Origin of the sequence: Klenkia terrae (assembly GCF_900491935.1) — a bacterium.
Taxonomy (GTDB): Bacteria; Actinomycetota; Actinomycetes; order Mycobacteriales; family Geodermatophilaceae; genus Klenkia; species Klenkia terrae.
Genome location: NZ_UEXK01000004.1, coordinates 2,666,059 through 2,684,386 on the forward strand (window position 1 = coordinate 2,666,059; position 18,328 = coordinate 2,684,386).

21 protein-coding genes are annotated in these 18,328 nt (G+C 75.0%); 13 read left to right on the forward strand and 8 right to left on the reverse strand.

Annotation, left to right across the window (positions count from 1 at the left end; all coding sequences use genetic code 11):
- The first annotated feature begins 15 nt into the window (after nt 1-15).
- The 4 genes from LFA75_RS13430 to LFA75_RS13445 are packed head-to-tail and all read left to right on the forward strand — an operon-like array spanning nt 16 to nt 3,095.
- Nucleotides 16-1,089 carry an aromatic ring-hydroxylating dioxygenase subunit alpha gene (locus LFA75_RS13430; protein ID WP_225234132.1) on the forward strand — a complete coding sequence of 358 codons (1,074 nt, stop codon included), beginning with the start codon at nt 16-18 and terminating at the stop codon, nt 1,087-1,089.
- Nucleotides 1,086-1,403 (forward strand): hypothetical protein, encoded by a 318-nt coding sequence (locus LFA75_RS13435; RefSeq protein ID WP_225234133.1) that lies wholly within the window; start codon nt 1,086-1,088, stop codon nt 1,401-1,403. The genes LFA75_RS13430 and LFA75_RS13435 overlap by 4 nt, the downstream gene beginning before the upstream one ends.
- Nucleotides 1,400-2,353 carry a PDR/VanB family oxidoreductase gene (locus tag LFA75_RS13440; protein ID WP_225234134.1) on the forward strand — a complete coding sequence of 318 codons (954 nt, stop codon included), beginning with the start codon at nt 1,400-1,402 and terminating at the stop codon, nt 2,351-2,353. Before LFA75_RS13435 ends, LFA75_RS13440 begins: the two co-directional genes overlap by 4 nt.
- Before the next feature lie 10 nt (nt 2,354-2,363).
- A complete protein-coding gene (locus tag LFA75_RS13445) occupies nt 2,364-3,095 on the forward strand; it encodes an IclR family transcriptional regulator (protein ID WP_225234135.1) in 732 nt (243 codons plus the stop codon).
- On the opposite strand, the gene LFA75_RS13450 is transcribed toward LFA75_RS13445, so the two are convergent.
- Nucleotides 3,073-4,686, reverse strand: coding sequence for a tetratricopeptide repeat-containing diguanylate cyclase (locus LFA75_RS13450; RefSeq protein ID WP_225234136.1), 1,614 nt, complete (start codon nt 4,684-4,686; stop codon nt 3,073-3,075). The two genes, LFA75_RS13445 and LFA75_RS13450, sit on opposite strands and share 23 nt — an antisense overlap.
- Nucleotides 4,687-4,819: 133 nt before the next feature.
- On the opposite strand from LFA75_RS13450, the gene LFA75_RS13455 reads away from it, so the two are divergent.
- Nucleotides 4,820-5,977 carry a hypothetical protein gene (locus tag LFA75_RS13455; protein ID WP_225234137.1) on the forward strand — a complete coding sequence of 386 codons (1,158 nt, stop codon included), beginning with the start codon at nt 4,820-4,822 and terminating at the stop codon, nt 5,975-5,977.
- Here LFA75_RS13455 and LFA75_RS13460 read toward each other — a convergent pair.
- Both LFA75_RS13460 and LFA75_RS13465 read right to left on the reverse strand, forming a co-directional pair.
- A complete protein-coding gene (locus tag LFA75_RS13460) occupies nt 5,937-6,236 on the reverse strand; it encodes a hypothetical protein (protein WP_225234138.1) in 300 nt (99 codons plus the stop codon). The genes LFA75_RS13455 and LFA75_RS13460 overlap by 41 nt on opposite strands.
- Before the next feature lie 43 nt (nt 6,237-6,279).
- A complete protein-coding gene (locus LFA75_RS13465) occupies nt 6,280-6,633 on the reverse strand; it encodes a VOC family protein (RefSeq protein ID WP_225234139.1) in 354 nt (117 codons plus the stop codon).
- Between the two features lie 80 nt (nt 6,634-6,713).
- Here LFA75_RS13465 and LFA75_RS13470 point away from each other — a divergent pair, with 80 nt between their 5' ends.
- Nucleotides 6,714-8,003 carry an O-acetylhomoserine aminocarboxypropyltransferase/cysteine synthase family protein gene (locus LFA75_RS13470; RefSeq protein WP_225234140.1) on the forward strand — a complete coding sequence of 430 codons (1,290 nt, stop codon included), beginning with the start codon at nt 6,714-6,716 and terminating at the stop codon, nt 8,001-8,003.
- On the forward strand, nt 8,000-8,473 hold the full coding sequence (locus tag LFA75_RS13475) for a CoA-binding protein (protein WP_225234141.1): 474 nt from the start codon (nt 8,000-8,002) through the stop codon (nt 8,471-8,473). Before LFA75_RS13470 ends, LFA75_RS13475 begins: the two co-directional genes overlap by 4 nt.
- A gap of 93 nt (nt 8,474-8,566) precedes the next feature.
- On the opposite strand, the gene LFA75_RS13480 is transcribed toward LFA75_RS13475, so the two are convergent.
- Nucleotides 8,567-9,442, reverse strand: a complete 876-nt coding sequence (locus LFA75_RS13480) for a hypothetical protein (RefSeq protein WP_225234142.1) — start codon at nt 9,440-9,442, stop codon at nt 8,567-8,569.
- 466 nt (nt 9,443-9,908) lie between these two features.
- Between LFA75_RS13480 and LFA75_RS13485 the strand changes: the two genes are divergently transcribed.
- Nucleotides 9,909-10,385, forward strand: a complete 477-nt coding sequence (locus LFA75_RS13485) for an NUDIX domain-containing protein (protein ID WP_225234143.1) — start codon at nt 9,909-9,911, stop codon at nt 10,383-10,385.
- Nucleotides 10,382-11,038 (forward strand): Pr6Pr family membrane protein, encoded by a 657-nt coding sequence (locus LFA75_RS13490; protein WP_225234144.1) that lies wholly within the window; start codon nt 10,382-10,384, stop codon nt 11,036-11,038. Before LFA75_RS13485 ends, LFA75_RS13490 begins: the two co-directional genes overlap by 4 nt.
- Here LFA75_RS13490 and LFA75_RS13495 read toward each other — a convergent pair.
- Nucleotides 11,001-11,792 carry an endonuclease/exonuclease/phosphatase family protein gene (locus LFA75_RS13495; RefSeq protein WP_225234145.1) on the reverse strand — a complete coding sequence of 264 codons (792 nt, stop codon included), beginning with the start codon at nt 11,790-11,792 and terminating at the stop codon, nt 11,001-11,003. The genes LFA75_RS13490 and LFA75_RS13495 overlap by 38 nt on opposite strands.
- Nucleotides 11,793-11,843: 51 nt before the next feature.
- On the opposite strand from LFA75_RS13495, the gene LFA75_RS13500 reads away from it, so the two are divergent.
- The 3 genes from LFA75_RS13500 to LFA75_RS13510 all read left to right on the forward strand — a co-directional run bounded on the left by LFA75_RS13500 (nt 11,844) and on the right by LFA75_RS13510 (nt 15,286).
- Nucleotides 11,844-13,670, forward strand: coding sequence for a thiamine pyrophosphate-requiring protein (locus tag LFA75_RS13500; RefSeq protein WP_225234146.1), 1,827 nt, complete (start codon nt 11,844-11,846; stop codon nt 13,668-13,670).
- An 11-nt stretch (nt 13,671-13,681) separates the two neighbouring features.
- A complete protein-coding gene (locus tag LFA75_RS13505) occupies nt 13,682-14,572 on the forward strand; it encodes a 1,4-dihydroxy-2-naphthoyl-CoA synthase (RefSeq protein ID WP_225234147.1) in 891 nt (296 codons plus the stop codon).
- Nucleotides 14,573-14,713: 141 nt separating this feature from the next.
- Nucleotides 14,714-15,286 (forward strand): TetR-like C-terminal domain-containing protein, encoded by a 573-nt coding sequence (locus LFA75_RS13510; RefSeq protein ID WP_225234148.1) that lies wholly within the window; start codon nt 14,714-14,716, stop codon nt 15,284-15,286.
- Here LFA75_RS13510 and LFA75_RS13515 read toward each other — a convergent pair.
- Nucleotides 15,199-16,047 (reverse strand): TetR family transcriptional regulator, encoded by an 849-nt coding sequence (locus LFA75_RS13515; RefSeq protein ID WP_225234149.1) that lies wholly within the window; start codon nt 16,045-16,047, stop codon nt 15,199-15,201. The genes LFA75_RS13510 and LFA75_RS13515 overlap by 88 nt on opposite strands.
- Nucleotides 16,048-16,099: 52 nt before the next feature.
- Nucleotides 16,100-16,465 (reverse strand): DUF5946 family protein, encoded by a 366-nt coding sequence (locus LFA75_RS13520; RefSeq protein WP_225234150.1) that lies wholly within the window; start codon nt 16,463-16,465, stop codon nt 16,100-16,102.
- Nucleotides 16,466-16,586: 121 nt separating this feature from the next.
- Between LFA75_RS13520 and LFA75_RS13525 the strand changes: the two genes are divergently transcribed.
- Nucleotides 16,587-17,249 carry an HAD family hydrolase gene (locus LFA75_RS13525; protein ID WP_225234151.1) on the forward strand — a complete coding sequence of 221 codons (663 nt, stop codon included), beginning with the start codon at nt 16,587-16,589 and terminating at the stop codon, nt 17,247-17,249.
- Here LFA75_RS13525 and LFA75_RS13530 read toward each other — a convergent pair whose 3' ends face one another.
- A complete protein-coding gene (locus LFA75_RS13530; RefSeq protein ID WP_225234152.1) occupies nt 17,250-18,239 on the reverse strand; it encodes a glucosyl-3-phosphoglycerate synthase in 990 nt (329 codons plus the stop codon). It lies immediately after the preceding gene.
- Between the last annotated feature and the right edge of the window lie 89 nt (nt 18,240-18,328).

Consider the following 18,328-nt stretch of genomic DNA (forward strand, 5'->3'; position numbering starts at 1 on the left):
CCGGGAGGGACCCGCATGACCTCGATCGTCCGCAACCAGTGGTACGTCGCCGCCTACGGCCGCGAGGTCGGCCGGGAGGTGTTCGGCCGCACCATCTGCGGGGAGTCCATCCTCTTCTGGCGCCGCGAGGACGGCTCGGCCACCGCGATGAGCGACCGCTGCGTGCACCGCCGCTTCCCGCTGAGCGAGAAGCCCTCCCACCTGGTCGGCGACACCGTCGTCTGCGGCTACCACGGCTTCACCTACGACGCCGACGGCACGTGCGTCGCCGTCCCCGGGCAGACCCGCGTGCCGCGCACCGCCCGGCTCAAGAGCTACCCCGTTGTGGAGCAGGACAGCTTCGTCTGGGTGTTCATCGGCGACGACGACCGCAGCGACACCGTGCCGATCCCGCGGGCACCCTGGCTCGACCAGGAGGGCTACACCACCGTCAGCGGCATGGAGCCCCTCGCCGCCCGGGCCAGCCTGCTGGTGGACAACCTCATGGACCTCTCCCACGAGACCTACCTGCACGGCGGCTACATCGGCACGCCCGAGGTGGCCAACACCCCCATCACCACCGAGGTCGACGAGGACGCCCAGGTCGTCTACGTCTCCCGGCACATGGACGACGCCGACTGCCCGCCGTTCTACGCGAAGTCCACGGGCATCGAGGGCCGGATCGTGCGCTGGCAGGACATCGAGTTCCACCCGCCGTGCCTCTACCTGCTGCACAGCCGGGTCGCCCCGGTCGGCACGCTGCCCAACGAGGACGGCACCGACCCCGGCGGCTTCCACGTCGAGGTCGTCTACGCGATCACGCCCGAGACCGAGCACTCGACGCACGACTTCTGGGCCGTGGCCCGGGACTTCGCGCTCGAGGACGAGGGCGTGAGCGACTTCCTGCGCGAGAGCAACCGCACCGTCGTGCTGCAGGACGTCGTCGCCCTGGACACCCTGGAGCGGGTGCTCGCCGGCGAGCCCGACGGCTACCAGGAGCTGTCGATCAACATCGACACCGGTGGCCTCGCTGCACGCCGGATCATGGCCGCGCAGGCCGCCGCCGGTGCCGAGCAGGTGCCCGAGAGCCCCGCGGCCCTGGCTCGATGACCAGACCGATGACCGGCCCGTTGCGGACCGTCCCGGCCGGCCCGACGGCGACGCCGACCCGGGTCCTGGTCGGCGACCGGGTCACCCGGGTGGCCTGGCTGCCCGGCAGCGACCGGCTGCTGGGGGAGTGCTCCTGCGGGGCGCACGCCGAGGGCGGCGACCCGATCGGCATGTGGCAGTGGCTGTTGGCGCACCCCGACCACCCGGGCCAGGTCGCCGAGCCCGACGCCGGGACGGCCGCGGTGCACGTGCCGCCGCCGCACCGGGTCGCCCGGCCCGAGCAGGCCGCCGGCCCGCGGACGCCGCTCCGGTGACCGCCGTGCAGGAGGCGGCCGCCGGGACGACGGAGCAGCGGCTGCGGCTGGCCGTCGCCCGGCGCACCGAGGGGGCGGAGGGCGTCGTCGTCCTGGAGCTGACCGACCCCGCCGGGGCCGACCTGCCCGCCTGGACGCCGGGCGCGCACGTCGACCTGCTGCTCACCGACTCGCTCACCCGGCAGTACTCGCTGTGCGGCGACCCCGCCGACCGCAGCCGCTACCGGATCGGCGTGCTGCGCGAGCCCGCGGGCCGCGGCGGGTCGGCGCACGTGCACGACCACCTGCACGAGGGCGACGAGGTGCAGGTGCAGGGCCCGCGCAACAACTTCGAGCTGGTGCCGGCGCAGCGCTACGTGTTCGTCGCCGGCGGCATCGGGATCACCCCGATCCTGCCGATGGCCGACGCCGCACGGGCCGCCGGGGTGCCCTACGAGCTGCACTACGGCGGGCGCAGCCGGCGCTCGATGGCCTTCCTCGCCGAGCTGGAGGGCACGATCCACCCGCAGGACGAGGTGGGCCTGCTCGACCTGGACGCGATCCTGGGCGACCTGCCCGAGGGCACGGCGGTCTACTGCTGCGGTCCCGAGCCGCTGCTGGCCGCGGTCGAGGAGCGCTGCCCGGCCGAGGTGCTGCACGTGGAGCGCTTCGCGCCCAAGGACGTCGGCGCGCCCGTGCTCACCGGGTCCTTCGAGGTCGAGCTGTCGCTGAGCGGGAAGACCCTGACCGTGCCGCCGGAGCTCAGCATCATGGCGGTGCTCCGGGACAACGGCGTCGAGGTGCTCAGCTCCTGCGAGGAGGGCACCTGCGGCACCTGCGAGACCGGGGTGCTCGAGGGCGAGGTCGACCACCGCGACTCCCTGCTCACCCCCGACGAGCAGGCGGCCAACGACGTCATGTTCGTCTGCGTCTCGCGCGCTGCCTGCCCGAAGCTGGTGCTGGAGCTGTGACACTGCGCCGGTGAGGACGGCGAACGGCAAGCTGCTCGCCGTCCTCGACGCCTTCACCCGGGACCGGCCGCGCCTGACGCTGTCCGAGGTCGCCCGGGCGGTGGGCCTCCCGCTGCCCACCGCGCACCGGCTGCTGGCCGAGCTCACCGCCTGGGGCGGCCTGGAGCGCGACGAGGACGGCGGCTACCGGGTCGGCCTGCGGCTGTGGGAGCTGGGCGCCCTGGCCCCGCGGGCGCTCGGGCTCCGGGAGGTCGCGCTGCCGTTCATGGAGGACCTGTACGAGGTCACCCACGAGAACGTGCAGCTGGCCGTGCGGGACGGGCACGAGGTGCTCTTCGTCGAGCGGTTCGCCGCCCGGCGGGCGGTCACCGTGCTGACGCAGGTGGGCGGCCGGTTCGCGCTGCCGCCGACCGGGGTGGGGCTGGTGCTGCTGGCGCACGCCCCGACCACGGTGCAGGACGCCGTCCTCGCCGGTCCGCTGGAGCGCTACACGCGCCAGACGGTGGTCGACCCCGCGCAGCTGCGCCGGGTGCTGGCCGAGGTGCGCCGGGCCGGGCACGCGATCAGCGACCGGCAGGTCACCGACGACGCGGTGTCGGTGGCCGCCCCGGTCTGGCAGGCCGGCACCGTGGTGGCCGCGCTGTCGGTCGTGGTGCGCGGGGACTCCGCCGCCGCCGTCCGGCCGAACATCAGCGGCGTGATGGCCGCGGCCCGCGGGATCAGCCGTTCGTTGCCGCGGTGACCGTGCCCGAGGGGCCGACCACGCGGTCGCGGCCCGCGTGCTTGGCCTCGTAGAGCCGGGCGTCGGCGCGGGACAGCAGCTCGGCGGTCTGCAGCGGCAGCGGGTGCGGGCTGATCGCCGCGCCGACGCTGACCGTCACCGGCAGTCCGCAGGTCAGCTCCTCCCACGGCTGGCGGGCGATGGTCGCGCGGACCTCCTCGAACACGTCGAGCGCGGCGTCGGCCGGGCAGTCGACCAGGACCAGCAGGAACTCCTCGCCGCCCATCCGGGCCGCGAACGAGCCCGGCCGGTGGGTGGCGGCGGTCGCCTCCAGCACCCGGGCCACCCGGCGGAGCACCTCGTCGCCCACCTCGTGCGAGCACGTGTCGTTGACCAGCTTGAAGTGGTCCAGGTCGAGCAGGCCCACCGACAGCGGCCGGTCGGCACCGGCGGCGGCCAGCAGCACGGGCAGCTCGTCGTCCAGGTGGCGGCGGTTGTAGAGCCCGGTCAGGGCGTCGCGGAGCGAGAGCTCGCGGTAGCGCCGGCTCTGCTGGCGGGCCTCGGTGGTCTCGTACATCGCCTGCAGGGTCCGGGCGCGGGCGTCGCGCTGCTCGGACTGCAGGGCGAGGGCGTCCTCGGCGTAGCGCACGTGCTCGTCGTAGGCCTCGCGCCACTCGCCCGCGGCGGCCGACAGCGCCGCCGCCTCCCGGCGGGCGCGGATCCGGATCGCGGTCAACCCGTGGGCCTCGCAGCGCCGGATGCACTCCTGCAGGGAGGCCAGGGCCTCGGCGTGCTGCCCGCGGACGCGCTGCACCTCGGCGTGCGTGAGCAGGAAGTCCGCCCCGGCGTCGCCGTCGGGGGAGGCGTCGAGCACCGCCGGGTCCAGCCCGGGGCGCAACGCTGCCTCGGCCTCGTCGGGCCGGCCCACGTTGAGCAGCACCCGGCCGATGGTGTCCATCGTGGCCAGGTCGGACCGGACGCCGTGCGCGGCGGCCAGGTCCCGCAGCCGGACGACGGCGGCCTGGGCCACGTCGTGCAGCCCGCCCAGCGACGCGGTGTAGGCGGTGTTGTTGAGGATCTGCATCAGCCGGGTCACGTCGCCCAGCCGCTCGGCCAGGACGAGGACCTCGGCGTACCGGTCCTGGGCGGCCAGGTCGCCCTGCAGGCCCAGGCAGTCGGCCAGCCGCTTGCGGTGGTCGATCCGCACCGGGATCGGGGTGTCCTCGGCGAGGAGGTCGACGGAGTGCAGGGCGTGCTCGAGGGCCTGGGCCAGGTCGCCCAGCTCCTGGAACACGGCGGCCATGACGTAGTGCGCCCGGGCCTCGACGTAGGGGGCGCCGTGCTCGGCGGCCCAGCGGAGCACCGACTGCGCCGTCGAGCCGGCCTCGGCGAGGTGCCCCTGCCGACGGCGGACGTCGGCGGCGACGAGGTCCGCGCGCAGCGCGACGTCGACCAGCCCGAGCGCCCGGGCGGCGTCGGCGGCCCGGACGGCGTCCGTGCCGGTCCGGTCCAGGTCCTGCTCGAAGCGCGACAGGGCCTCGAGCTCGTCCACGGCGGCCCCCAGGACAGCCGCGGACGGCCCGTCCGGCGAGGTCGTCGGTAGGAGGTCCACGTCGTCCCTTCGTCGTCCCGGGGCCCGCGGTTGAGCCGGGGCCGGGCCGGGCCACCCCGGACGGGTGGGTCCGGCCCCGCGTCACCTTGCCTGCTGGGCGGTTGACCCGGAACCCGTGGGGGCAGGTCACCGTGTGCCCTCCGCCCTGCGCCGCCGCCTGGACCACCTCGTCCGGCGGCTGGACGCCGACCGCTACCTGTTCCTGGTCCTCCTCGGCTTCGGCGGGTCGATCGTGGTGACCCGGCTGTACCTGGAGCTCACCGGGGACCCGACCGTGGGCGGCGACACCCTGCACATCGCGCACGCCGTCTGGGGCGGGCTGCTGCTCTTCGTCGGCGGGGTGCTGCCGCTGGGGCTGGCCAACCGGTCGGCGCTGCTCGCGGCGGGGCTGGCCACCGGCGTCGGCGCCGGGCTGTTCGTCGACGAGATCGGCAAGTTCATCACCGTCGACAACGACTACTTCTTCGCCGCGGCCGCGCCGGTGGCCTACGCGGTGTTCGTGCTCGCGCTGTGGACCTACCTGCGGGTGCGCGGGCAGCGCGACGGGTCGCCGCGGTCGGAGCTGCACGCCGCGCTCGAGCTGCTGGGCGACGTCGTCGACCGCGACCTGTCCCGGGACGACCGCCGGGAGCTCGAGCGCCGACTGGAGTCGGCCTCCCGGTCGGACGTGGAGCGGCTGTCCCGGCTGGCCGGGGACCTGCTGGAGCTCACCCGCAGCGGCGCCCTGGAGGGGGGGGTCGAGGAGCCGGGCCGGCTGCGCCGGCTGGCCGGCCGGGCGGCCGCGTGGGCCGCCCGGACCCTGCCCGGCACCCGCCTGCGCCGGCTCACCGCGGGCGCGCTGGCCGTGCTGGGCGTGGTCGCGGTGGGCGACCTCGCCGTGGTCGGCTTCATCGGCCTGGACCTGCTGGACGGGACGACGACCACCCTGGCGGACGCGGCCAACGACTACGCCCGGGTGGACATCCAGGACGGGCTGGGCACGACGCTGCTGCTGGCCCGCGTCGGCCTGGACGTCGTGGTCGGCGTGCTGCTGCTGGTGTCCGCCGTCCTGCTGCTGCGCGGCCGGGACCGGCGCGGCGTGGAGGTCGGCCAGGGCGGCCTGCTGCTGGCGCTGACGCTGGTCAACGTGCTGCTGTTCTACACCGACCAGTGGGTGGCCTCGGGTGCCGCCGGGGTGGAGCTCGCCGTCCTCGGGCTGATCTGGCGGTTCCGCCGCGCGGCGCTGCGGGAGACCCCCGACGGCGAGGCCGCTACCGAGCCGGCCGGACGAACGAGTTCAGCTGCGCTGTGATCACCTTGGGGAACGTCTCGAAGGCGGCGGCCCGCTCGGCGGAGGCGTTGTAGGTCGCCTCGACCTCGAGGAACCGGGCCTCGTCGCCGTCCAGCGCGACCGACCACACGAACGCGTCGTTGGCCTCGTCGACCCAGGCCTCGAGCACCCGGAAGCCGTACTGCTCGCGGACCGGCAGGATGCCCGGGAACCAGGCCACGAACTCGGCCATCCGGCCCGGCTCGACGGTGTAGCGGCGCAGCTGCACGGTGGTGGTCACGCAGGGGAGTCTGCCGGGGCCCGCGCGGACCCCGGCAGCCGCCTCACGCCGGGGGTGCGTAGAACTGCAGGTCGTTGCCCTCGGAGTCCGTGAACGGGGCGATCCGGCCCCACGGGTGCTCGCTGATCCCGCCGGCGAACTCGACCCCGGCGTCCTGCAGCCGCTGCACCTCGGCGTCGATCCCGCCGTCGGGCTGGAAGGTGATCACCGCGCCGCCCTCGGCGTGCCGCGCCGTCCCCTCGCGGGCGTTGAGCCCGATCATCAGGCCGTTCGCGTCGAACTCGCTCCAGTCCTCGGTGACCTTGCCCTCGGGCAGCCCGAGGGTGTCCCGGTAGAAGGCCCGGGCCCGGTCCATGTCGTCCACGGGCACCCACACGCTCGCCACTCCGCTGGCCATGCCGTCTCCTCTGCTCGTCGGTCGGTCGTGGTCCCGGTGCCCGGCGGGTGCCGGTGGCAACCGTCGGGTTCACTGGCGGCATGGCCGACCGCAGCTGGGGTTTCCGCACGCGTGCGCTGCACGCCGGCGGGCAGCCCGACCCCACCACCGGTGCCCGCGCGGTGCCGATCTACCAGACCACCAGCTACGTGTTCGAGAGCGCCGACGACGCGGCCAACCTCTTCGCGCTGCAGAAGTACGGCAACGTCTACACCCGGATCGGCAACCCCACGGTCGCCGCGTTCGAGGAGCGGATCGCCTCCCTGGAGGGCGGGCTCGGGGCGGTGGCGACGTCGTCCGGGCAGTCGGCGGAGTTCCTGACCTTCGCCGCCCTCGCCGGGGCCGGCGACGAGATCGTCGCGGCGGCGTCGCTGTACGGCGGCACGATCACCCAGCTCGACGTGACCCTGCGCCGGTTCGGGGTGACCACGACGTTCGTGCGCGGCACCGACCCGGCCGACTACGCCGCGGCGATCACCGACCGCACCAAGCTGCTGTTCGCCGAGGTGGTCGCCAACCCCGGCAGCGAGGTCAGCGACATCCGGGGCCTGGCCGACGTCGCGCACGCCGCGGGCATCCCGCTGGTGGTCGACGCGACGACCGCGACCCCGTGGCTGTGCCGGCCGATCGAGCACGGTGCGGACATCGTGATCCACTCGGCGACCAAGTTCATCGGCGGCCACGGGACGACGATCGGCGGCGTCGTGGTCGAGGCCGGCACGTTCCCCTGGGACAACGGCCGGTTCCCGCAGATGACCGAGCCCACCGAGTCCTACGGCGGGCTGTCCTGGTGGGGCAACTTCGCCGAGTACGGCTTCCTGACCAAGCTGCGCAGCGAGCAGCTGCGCGACATCGGCGCCTCGCTGTCCCCGCACAGCGCGTTCCTGCTGCTGCAGGGCGTGGAGACGCTGCCACAGCGCATGCGCGAGCACGTGGCGAACGCCCAGCGGGTCGCCGAGTGGCTCGAGGCCGACGACCGGGTGGCCTGGGTGCGGTACTCGGGGCTGCCCTCGCACCCGTCCCACGAACGGGCGCAGAGGTACCTGCCCGAGGGGCCGGGCGCGGTGTTCAGCTTCGGGGTGGTCGGCGGCCGGGACGCCGGACGGCGGTTCATCGAGTCGGTGCAGCTGTGCAGCCACCTGGCCAACATCGGCGACGCCCGGACCCTGGTGATCCACCCCGGGTCCACCACGCACGGCCAGCTGTCGGTGGAGCAGCTGGAGACCGGCGGGGTCTCGCCGGACCTGATCCGGATCTCCGTGGGGCTCGAGGACGTGGAGGACATCCTGTGGGACCTGGACCAGGCGCTGACCGCGGCGGTGCGGTCGTGAGCCCGACCGCCGGGGAGCGGCAGGACATCCTGGACCGCACCCGCACGGTCGCCGTCGTCGGCGCCTCGGACAACCCGTCCCGGGCCTCCTACTTCGTGGCCACCTACCTGCTGTCGACCACGCCGTACGAGGTCTGGTTCGTCAACCCGCGGGTCGACGAGATCCTGGGCCGGCCGGTCTACCCGTCGCTGGCCGAGCTGCCGGGTGTGCCGGACCTGGTGGACGTGTTCCGCAAGCCCGCCGACCTGCCCGGTGTGCTGGACGAGACGATCGCCGTGGGGGCGAAGACCTTCTGGCTGCAGCTGGGGCTCTCCGACGACGCGCTGGCCGCGCGGGCCTCGGACGCCGGCCTCGAGGTGGTCATGGACCGCTGCCTGAAGATCGAGCACGCCCGCTTCCACGGCGGCCTGCACCTGGCCGGCTTCGACACCGGCGTCATCACCTCCCGCCGCCGCCCCCTCCGCCGGTAGGCAGCTGCGGCTGCGGGCGGGGTAGCGGGTGATCGCTCACGGTCGGGGGCCAGCGCAACGGCCCCCGACCGTGCAGGACGACCCGCAACCCGGTCACGCCCCCAGGGCCGGGGTGCTCGTCCCGGTGGGACCTCCCGGGCCGCCGACCGCGTCCTGGGCACGCCACAGCCAGCCGTCGTCGGCCTGCACCCCGCCGCGCACCTTCCCCGTCGACCTCGGCCGCTCCTCGAACGCCCGCGCCGGGGGGCCGGCCACCGCCAGCTCCCGCAGCACGCGGTCCCGGAGCTGCGTCCACCCCTGGGTGAGCATCCGGTAGGTGACCCGCACGAACCGGATGCCGAACGAGCGCAGCAGGTCCTCCACCCGCTTCTCCTCCGCGATGGTGCGTCGCGCCTCCTCCGCCGTCCCCCGGTACTTGGTCAGCCCGTCGAACTCGACGGCCAACGCGATCTCGGGGTACCAGCCGTCGACCACCTTGAGCAGCTCCCCGTCCAGCCAGATCTCGACCTGCGGCACGAACGGGGGGAGACCGCCCGCGGCGAACGCCAGTCGGCCGCACGTCTCCAGCCAGCTCTCGGCACGTCCGTCGGCCAGGTCGAGCACCCGCCGCACCGCGGGTGTGCCGGCCACGGTGGCGTGCCGGTCCAGGGTCGCCAGCAGCTCGGCCTTCGTGGTCAACCCCCGCAGCAGGGCGGCGTCGGCGGCGGCGACCGCGTCCACCTCGCTCCAGGTCCGGGCCACGTCCACCACCGTGCGCGCCGCACCGGTCAGCAGGTAGGCGCCGCGGCGGGTGACCTCCTCGGGGAGCAGCCCGGTGCGGTGCAGGACCCAGTCGGAGCCCCGCCCGCCCACGCCCTGCGGATCGACCAGGTGCACCCGCTCGGGGGTGCCCCGCCGTCGGGCCGGGCGGGGGAGTGCCCAGATCCACGCTGCGGTGTCGAACCCGAACGGCGCCTCGGCGTCACCCACGGCATCGGCGACCGCCAGTGCCTGCAGACCCGGGACCCGGTGGGTCCGCTCGACCTCCGCGAGGTCGGGCGCGCTGATGAAGGCGCCCTTCCGGACCCGGCGCAGCTCGCCCCCGGCGGACGGATGCCGCGATCTCCCGGTCGGTCACCCCGGCGGCCAACAGGGCGCGTCGGGTCACCAGCCCCAGGCACGGACGGGCGGTCTCCCGGGTGACCAGCGGCAGCACGAGCGTCATGCCGTGACGCTGGCAGTCCGGCGGATCGGGCAGGGTGGTCGCCGGCGATCTGTGGAAGGCCCGCCCGCTTGTGGACGGCGACCGGCTGAATAGCCCTGGTTGCGCTACGGCGACCGGGGTCGCGGGCGATCTCCTGCGGTCGCGGGCCGTTGCACCGGCCCGCAACCGTGCAGAACCACCCCCGACCCCGGCAACCGGCCACGGAGGCGTGCGGCGGGGGAGGATGGGCGCGTGCCGCACACCTCGCCCACCGACGGGTGGACCACCTGCGACCTGGGCCACCGGCACTGGGGGCTCGCGGGGGCCGCCGGGCTGCTGGTCCACCGCCCCGGACCGGACGGCGTGGAGGTGCTGCTGCAGCACCGCGTGGAGTGGAGCCACCACGGCGGGACCTGGGGCACCCCCGGCGGCGCGCTGCACCCCGACGAGAGCCCGGCCGACGGCGCGCTGCGGGAGGCAGGGGAGGAGCTGGGCCTGGGCTCGAGCCAGCTCACCCTGGGCCAGCACTCCGTGGACGACCACGGCGGGTGGAGCTACACCACCGTGCTGGCCGTCCCGGCGGGCGCGCTGGAGCCGGCGGACCTGCGGCTCAACTCCGAGAGCACCGGGGTGGCCTGGGTGCCGCTGGCCGACCCGGGCGTCCCGCTGCACCCCGGCCTGGCCGCGTCGCTGGACACGCTGCGCCCGCTGCTCGGGGTCGGCCGGTGACCGAGCTGCGGAAGTCCGACCGGCGCGCCCGGGTGGTGCACACGGTGCTGGCCGTGGTGGTGGTGCTCTCGGTGCTCACCGAGCTCGGCCGGGCGATCAGCGGCGCGAACGTGCTGGTCCCGGCGGACGCCCCGGGGACCGGCACCCGGGTGCTGCGGTTCTTCTCCTACTTCACGATCCAGAGCAACCTGCTGGTGCTGGCCGCGGTGCTGCCGCTGACCCGCGACGCCCGGCACGACGGACGGGGCTGGCGGGTGCTGCGGCTGACCTCGCTGCTGGGCATCACGATCACCGGCCTGGTCTACGTCTTCGTGCTCGGCCCGGCGCTGAACCCGACCGGCCTGGGCTGGTGGACCAACGCGGGGCTGCACTACGTCGCCCCGGTGCTCGCCCTGGGCAGCTGGCTGCTGCTCGGGCCGCGGCCGCGGGTCACCGGCGCCACCGTCGGCTGGTCGATGGTCTGGCCGCTGGCCTGGATCGGCTACGCCCTGGCGCTCGGTGCGCTCACCGACTGGTACCCCTACCCGTTCCTGGACGTCGTCGAGATCGGCTACGCCGCCGCGCTGCGCAACCTGGCCTTCGTGGCCGTGCTGGCCGTCGTCCTCCTGCTCGGGTTCAGGCTGGCCGACCGGCGGTTGCCACCCGCACCGTGACCAGCCGGGGGTCCCCGAGCGGCAGCCGGCGGATCTCCGGGTCCGACCCGGTCGCCCCGCCCAGGGACAGCACGTGGGCGAACTGCACCTTGGGGGCCGGTGCCGGCCAGGTCCGCCCGGTGACCAACCGCCGGCCCCCGGTGACCAGCGCGGACAGCGAGCCGCCCAGGTTGAGGTCGCCGGCGACCACCACCGGGCCGGGGAGCCGGGCGGCCCAGCGGTGCAGCTGGCGCAGCTGCCGGGCCGCCGACGGCGCGGCGAAGGACAGGTGCGTGCCGACGACGGTCACCCCGTCCAGCTCCGCGGCGATCGCGGCCCGCGGCTCGTCGGGGAACCACCACAGCCGGCGGGCACCGGTGCGCGGGTCCGGGGCGACCAGCGGCAACTTGAGCGGCCCGGCGGTGAGGCCGAGGACGTGCCAGCGCCGCACCGGCAGCCGGGACAGCAGCGCCACGCCGTAGTGCGGACCGACCAGCGCCCCGTCGTCCAGCGCGGGGTCCAGCGCCGTCCAGGAGGCGAACGGGTCCGGCGTGCCGGCGAGGGTGGCGGCGAACCGCCAGTCGGTGGCGCCCAGCACCTCGGCCACGGCCGACGGCTGGTGCACCCGGTGCGAGCGCGGCTGGTCGACGTCGACCTCCTGCAGGGCGAGCACGTCGACGTCGAGCCCCGCGAGCGCGGCCACCAGGTCGTCCCGGGAGGCGGACACCCCGTCGTCGCCGCGGCCCGAGGCCAGGTTGAGGGTGCCCACGCGCATGGCCCCACTGTGCGGGTTCGCCCGCGGGCGTGCCCGGGGTAGGGGACTGCCATGACCACCGTCGGAGAACACGTCGTCGCCCGGCTCGCCGAGTGGGGGGTCCACCGGTACTACGGCTACCCCGGCGACGGCGTCGGCGGCGTGATGAGCGCGCTGCGCAAGGCGGTGGACGACGGCAGCGCCGAGTTCGTCCAGGTCCGGCACGAGGAGACGGCGGCCTTCGCGGCCGCGGCCGACGTCAAGTACGGCGGCAGCGAGCTGGGCTGCGTCGTCGTCACGTCCGGCCCGGGGGCCATCCACGCGCTCAACGGCCTCTACGACGCGAAGCTGGACCACCAGCCCGTCGTCGCGCTGCTCGGGCACACCGCCCTCACCGCGCAGGGCGCCGGCTACTACCAGGAGGTCGACCTCCTCAACCTGGTCAAGGACGTCGCCGGCGCCTACGTCGCGCAGGTCAGCGACCCGTCCCAGGTCCGGCACGTGGTCGACCGGGCCGCCCGGACGGCGTTGGCCCAGCGCACCGTCACCGCCGTGGTGCTGCCCAGCGACGTGCTGGTGGAGGACGCCGTCCTCGAGCCGCCGGACGGGCACGGCTACTTCCACACCAGCGCCGTCCCCAGCACCCGGCCGACCAGCCCGCCGGCCGCGGCGCTGCAGCAGGCGGCGGACCTGCTCAACAGCGGGCGACGAGTGGCGATCCTGGCCGGTGCCGGCGCGCTGGGCGCGACGGCGGAGCTCACCGCGGTGGCCGACGCGCTGGACGCCGGGGTGGCCAAGGCGCTGCTGGGCAAGACCGTGCTCGACGACCGGCTGCCCTGGGTCACCGGGGCGATCGGGCTGCTGGGCACCCGGGCCAGCTGGGACCTGATGCGCGGGTGCGACGTCCTGCTGGTCGTGGGGTCGAACATGCCCTACTCCGACTTCTACCCCGCCCCGGGCCAGGCCCGGGCCGTGCAGATCGACATCGACGGCGCGCAGTGCGGGCTGCGCTACGACACCGAGGTCAACCTGGTCGGTGACGCCGGCCCCACCCTGGCCGCGCTGCTGCCGCTGCTGCGCACCGACCGGGACGGCGCCTGGCGCGAGCAGGTCGGGGAGTGGACGCACGCCTGGCGGGAGACGTCGAAGGCCCGGGTCGCCGCCGACACCCACGAGCTGAACCCGGAGTACGTCGTCCGCGAGCTGTCCGACCGGCTGCCCGACGACGCCGTGCTCGCGGTGGACTGCGGGACGGCGACCAGCTTCTACGCCCGGGACATCGACGTCCGGCCCTCGATGCTGGGCAGCCTCAGCGGCACCCTGCTGTCCATGGGCGGGGGCATGCCGTACGCCCTGGCGGCCAAGTTCGCCCACCCGGACCGGCCGGTGTTCGCGGTGATCGGCGACGGCGCGATGCAGATGAACGGGGTCAACGAGCTGATCACGGTCAGCCGGTACTGGAAGACCTGGGCCGACCCGCGGTTCGTCGTCCTCGTGCTGAACAACCGGGACCTGTCCTTCGTGACCTGGGAGATGCGGGCGCTGGTCGGCGACGTCCCGTTCGCCGAGAGCCAGGACCTGCCCGACGTGCCCTACGCCGACTGGGCCGGGCTGCTCGGGCTGGGCGGCCGGCGGATCAGCGGCAAGGACGAGGTGCCCGGGCTGTGGGAGGAGGCGCTCGCCGCCGACCGCCCGTTCGTCGTCGACGCGGTGGTCGACGCGAACGTCCCGCTGATCCCGCCGCACCTGACCCTGCAGCAGGTGGTGAACACCGCGAAGTCCCAGCTCAAGGGCGACCCGGCGGCACCGCTGGTGATCGCCGACGGGCTGCGGGAGGCCGTCGGGGCGCCGGCACGGGGGCTCTGGCACCGGGCCAAGGACGCCTTGACCGGCGGGTAGCGTCCGCGGGCGTGAGTGCACTGGACGGCGTCTCCGAGACCTTCGACCCCGCGGCCTGGACGGCGGTGCCCGGCTTCGAGGGGCTCACCGACCTGACCTACCACCGGGCGGTCGACGCCGGCGTGGTCCGGGTGGCCTTCGACCGGCCCGACGTGCGCAACGCCTTCCGGCCGCAGACGGTGGACCAGCTCCTGCAGGTGATGGAGCACGCCCGGCTGGCCACCGACGTCGGGTGCGTGCTGCTCACCGGCAACGGGCCCAGCGCGAAGGACGGCGGCTGGGCGTTCTGCTCCGGCGGTGACCAGCGGGTGCGCGGGCGCTACGGCTACGAGGCCGGCGCCGGGGTCAGCGGCCGGCTGCACATCCTGGAGGTGCAGCGGCAGATCCGCTTCATGCCCAAGGTCGTCGTCTGCGTGGTGCCCGGCTGGGCGGCCGGCGGCGGGCACAGCTTGCACGTGGTCAGCGACCTGACGCTGGCCAGCGCCGAGCACGCCCGGTTCAAGCAGACCGACGCCGACGTCGGCAGCTTCGACGGCGGCTTCGGGTCGGCCTACCTCGCCCGCCAGGTGGGCCAGAAGTTCGCCCGGGAGATCTTCTTCCTCGGCGAGGAGTACTCGGCGGCCGACGCGCACCGGATGGGCATGGTCAACGCCGTCGTCCCGCACGCCGAGCTGGAGGCCACCGCGCTGGACTGGGGCCGGAAGATCGTGGCCAAGAGCCCGACCGCGCAGCGGATGCTGAAGTACTCGTTCAACCTGGTCGACGACGGGCTGGTCGGCCAGCAGCTGTTCGCCGGGGAGACCACCCGGCTGGCCTACATGGCCGAGGAGGCCGTCGAGGGCCGGGACAGCTTCCTGGAGAAGCGGCCGGCCGACTTCAGCCGTTTCCCGTGGCACGTGTGAGGTCGTCACCTCACGCCCGGTGAGCGACCGGCCGGGATGCTGTGACTGTGGGTCACGCCATCGCGTCGGTCGTTGTGGTGGATCCACTCCACCGTGCACTATGCAGGTGTGACGAGCTCCGACCTTGCTTCCCGTCCGGGTGTGAAGTCCCCCGGCCGCCCGCTCAGCGCCGAGTTGTCGGAGCAGCTCGTCGCCGTCGCCGTCGACATCCTGGCCGACGAGGGCTGGGGTCGGCTCAACAGCGACCGGGTCGCCGCCCGGGCCCGGGCGGGCAAGGCCGGCATCTACCGTCGCTGGCCCACGATGGCCGCCCTGGTGCGGCACGCGGTGGGTGGCTTCGACCTGGTGCCCCGCCCGGCCGACCAGGGTTCGCTGCGCGACGACCTGGTCGCCCTGCTGCAGCCGTGGACCCGTCCGCTGGACAAGCAGGAGCGCGCCGCGGCCAGCCTGGTGGGCGCGGCACGGCACGACGAGGACCTCCGGGCCGGCCTGCAGGACGCCGTCGTCGAGCCGCTGACCACGGTGCTCGCCGAGCTCGCGCACCGCTCGGCCGAGCGGGGGCAGCCGGTCGCCGGTCCGCGCCTGGAGCTGCTGGGCACCCTGGTGCAGGCCCTCTGGTGGGAGCGCTACACCGCGTTCGCGGTGCCGATGTCCGCCGACGAGGTCGCCGACCTCGTCGACACGGTGCTGCTGCCCGTGGTCGCCGTCGGCTGACCGCCGGCGGGCCGGATCGACCGGGCGACGCGGTCGTCGGCCGGCTTCCCGGCCTCCAGGCGGGCGACGGTCCGCAGCGCCGAGGGTGTGCCCTCCCGGTCGGCCAGCCGCGGGAAGTCCCCGCCGACGGCGGCCAGGGCCTGCCGCGACGTGCGCTGGACCTCGGCCACCCGGTCGGCCAGGGCGGGTGAGTCCAGGGGGACCTCGACCAGCTGGCGCCATTGGTCGGTGAGGACCACCCGGGCAGCGGTCACCAGCAGGGCGCTGGTCATGCTCGCCGCCAGCTCAAGCCCGGGCAGCTCGCCGACCTCGATGGACCAGGTGGTGTGCAGCGCCACGGCCAGCTGGTCCTCGGAGTCCCGGAAGAGCTCGCGCTGGCGCAGCCGCAGCGACGGGCTGGCCAGGATGTCCGCGCTCAACGTGCGGACGGCGGCCCGGGTGAGCAGCTCGGGCACCTCGGCCACCTGGTCGGCCAGCCAGGAGTGCGCGGTGGCCACCGCGGCGGTGCCCGGCCGCCGGTTCGTCACCGCCGCAGCGGGGCCGGCGACCCAGGCCGCGCGGTCGGCGAAGAAGAGGTCCTCCTTCGTCGGGAAGTGGTTGAACACCGTCTGGACGGCGACGTCGGCCGCGGCCGCGATGTCGGCGACGGTGACCTCGGCGAAGGAGCGCTCGGCGAACAGCCGCTGGGCGGCGCGGCGGACGGCGATGCGGGTGAGGGCCTTCTTCTGGGCGCGACGATCCCTGGCCGCCTGGTCGGGCATGGTGCAGAGGGTAAGGGGAAGAAGTCGTTCCGCTCGTTCCGGAACGCCTCGATCAGGAACTCTCGTCGGCCCAGTCCGCCGAGACCGCCTGCGCCCAGGAGCGCAGCAGCACCGCGAGGTCGACGACGTCGAGGTCGGCGGCGACGTCGGCGACCGTGGTGCGCCAGCGGCGCGGCGGGGTGTCCCGCACCGGACGACGGGCGCCCTCGCCCAGCGCGGCGCGCAGGCGGTGCAGCGACTCGGGGTCCGGGGAGTGCTGCGCGTCGTAGGTGGTGGTGGCCAGCTCGACCAGCTGGGCGGCCCGCAGGTCGCTGGGCGCCTCGTCCCGCAGGCCCCGCACGGTGACGTCGAACAACCGGGTGCAGCCGGGGGAGGCACCGGGGTGGCGGGCCTCGATGCCGGGGGTGGCGGCCAGCACGGCCCNGGGGCCCCGTCGGTACGGCTGGCGAGAGGCACCCACCGATCCTGCCGCACGGGGCCGTCGCCCGCTGGCAGCGGGAGGGGGTTGGGACCCCGTGGCGGCGGGGAACGGTACGACGATGCCTCCGCAGATCGCCGTCCTCGACGTCGACGGCACGCTCGTCGACTCCAACTACCACCACGCCCTGGCCTGGTACCGGGCCTTCCGCTCGCTGGGCGAGGTCGTGCCGGTGTGGCGGCTGCACCGGCTGATCGGCATGGGCGGGGACCAGCTGGTCGCCGCGGTCGGTGGCGACGAGCTGGAGGAGCGGCTCGGCGACGCGGCCCGGGACCGGTGGGAGGCCGAGGTGCAGCCGCTGCTGGGCGAGCTGTGCCCGCTGCCCGGCGCGCGCGACCTCCTGGTGGCCGTCCGCGAGCGCGGCCACCGGCTGGTGCTGGCCAGCTCGGGCAAGGCCGACCAGGTCGACCACTACCTCGACCTGCTCGACGCCCGGGACCTGGCCGAGGCGTGGACGACCAGCGACGACGTCCAGGCCTCCAAGCCCGCGCCCGACCTGCTGCAGACGGCGCTGCGCAAGCTCGGGGAGCCGATCGACGCGCCGGCGGTGGTGGTCGGCGACTCCGTGTACGACGTGCAGGCCGCCCGGCGGGCGGGCATGCCGGCCTACGTCGTGCGCTCGGGCGGGTTCGGCGACGACGAGCTGCGCGACGCCGGCGCGGTCGAGCTCTACGACACCCCGGCCGACCTCGTCGCTGCTCTGGACGACACCCCGCTGCGGTAGCTAGACCGCGGCGCGGAGGCGGTCGACGTACTCGGCGACGGCGACCATCGGCGGGCGCTGGTCGACCGCCACCGGGATGCTGGTGGGCACGAAGCCTTCGCCGTCGTGCGCAAACTGGGTGAGCAGGCCGCCGGGGGAGACCCGGTGCCGGTCGGTGCTGCCGCGGGCGGCGCGGGCCAGGACGGTGGACACGATCTGGCCGGCCATCACGCCGAGGGCCTCGTCGGTCTGGTGCGAGTGCACCCGGGTGCCCAGGTCCACCTGGGCCAGGCCGGGCAGGCCGCAGACCTGCAGCAGGTCGACCAGCAGCCCGACCTCCACGCCGTAGCCGGAGACGAAGGGCACCTGCTCGAGGGCGGACCGGCGGCCGGCGTACTCACCGCCCAGCGGCTGCACGAAGCCGGCCAGCTCGGGCCACAGGGCGTTGATCAGCGGCCGCGCGGTGAGCTCGGTGACGCGGCCACCGCCCGCGGCCCGTACCTGGCCGTCGACGCTCAGCGGCCGGGTGTAGCAGCCCTTGACGTAGGAGACCCGGGTGTCGGCCAGCAGCGGGGACAGCAGCCCGGGGACGTAGTGCGAGACGTCGTTGAGCAGGTCGGAGTCCATGAAGACCACCAGGTCGCCGGTGGTGGCGGCCAGCGACTTCCACAGCGCCTCGCCCTTGCCGGGCCGGGTGCCCTGGCCGGGCAGCACGTCGGCGGTGGCCACCACGACGGCGCCGGCGGCCCGGGCGATCGCCGCGGTGTCGTCGGTGGAGTCGGAGTCCATCACCACGACCTCGTCCACCAGCGGGACGTCGCGGACCCACCGCTGCACCAGGTCGGTGACCAGGCCGCCGACGGTGGCCGCCTCGTTGCGGGCGGGCAGCACGACGCTCACCGCGTGCCCGCCGCGGCGCTTGGCCGCGAGCAGGGCGGGGACGTCGATCTCCGCCAGGGAGGTGGCGGACGTGGTGCGGTTCTCGAACCAGGCGCGGGCGTCGGGTCGCATGCCCCCACTGTCGGGCAGCCGGGGCCGCGTGTCTCGTCGGCGGGACGCGGTTCACACGATCTTCACCGGCGGCCCGGCCGGCCCACCCC

Excerpts from the sequence above, each read along its gene's own strand:
- LFA75_RS13530 (WP_225234152.1), bottom strand. The coding sequence starts at position 18,239 with ATGCGACCCGACGCCCGCGCCTGGTTCGAGAACCGCACCACGTCCGCC.
- LFA75_RS13435 (WP_225234133.1), top strand. The coding sequence starts at position 1,086 with ATGACCAGACCGATGACCGGCCCGTTGCGGACCGTCCCGGCCGGCCCG.
- LFA75_RS13525 (WP_225234151.1), top strand. The coding sequence starts at position 16,587 with ATGCCTCCGCAGATCGCCGTCCTCGACGTCGACGGCACGCTCGTCGAC.
- LFA75_RS13470 (WP_225234140.1), top strand. The coding sequence starts at position 6,714 with ATGGCCGACCGCAGCTGGGGTTTCCGCACGCGTGCGCTGCACGCCGGC.
- LFA75_RS13495 (WP_225234145.1), bottom strand. The coding sequence starts at position 11,792 with ATGCGCGTGGGCACCCTCAACCTGGCCTCGGGCCGCGGCGACGACGGG.
- LFA75_RS13515 (WP_225234149.1), bottom strand. The coding sequence starts at position 16,047 with ATGCCCGACCAGGCGGCCAGGGATCGTCGCGCCCAGAAGAAGGCCCTC.
- LFA75_RS13430 (WP_225234132.1), top strand. The coding sequence starts at position 16 with ATGACCTCGATCGTCCGCAACCAGTGGTACGTCGCCGCCTACGGCCGC.
- LFA75_RS13500 (WP_225234146.1), top strand. The coding sequence starts at position 11,844 with ATGACCACCGTCGGAGAACACGTCGTCGCCCGGCTCGCCGAGTGGGGG.
- LFA75_RS13465 (WP_225234139.1), bottom strand. The coding sequence starts at position 6,633 with ATGGCCAGCGGAGTGGCGAGCGTGTGGGTGCCCGTGGACGACATGGAC.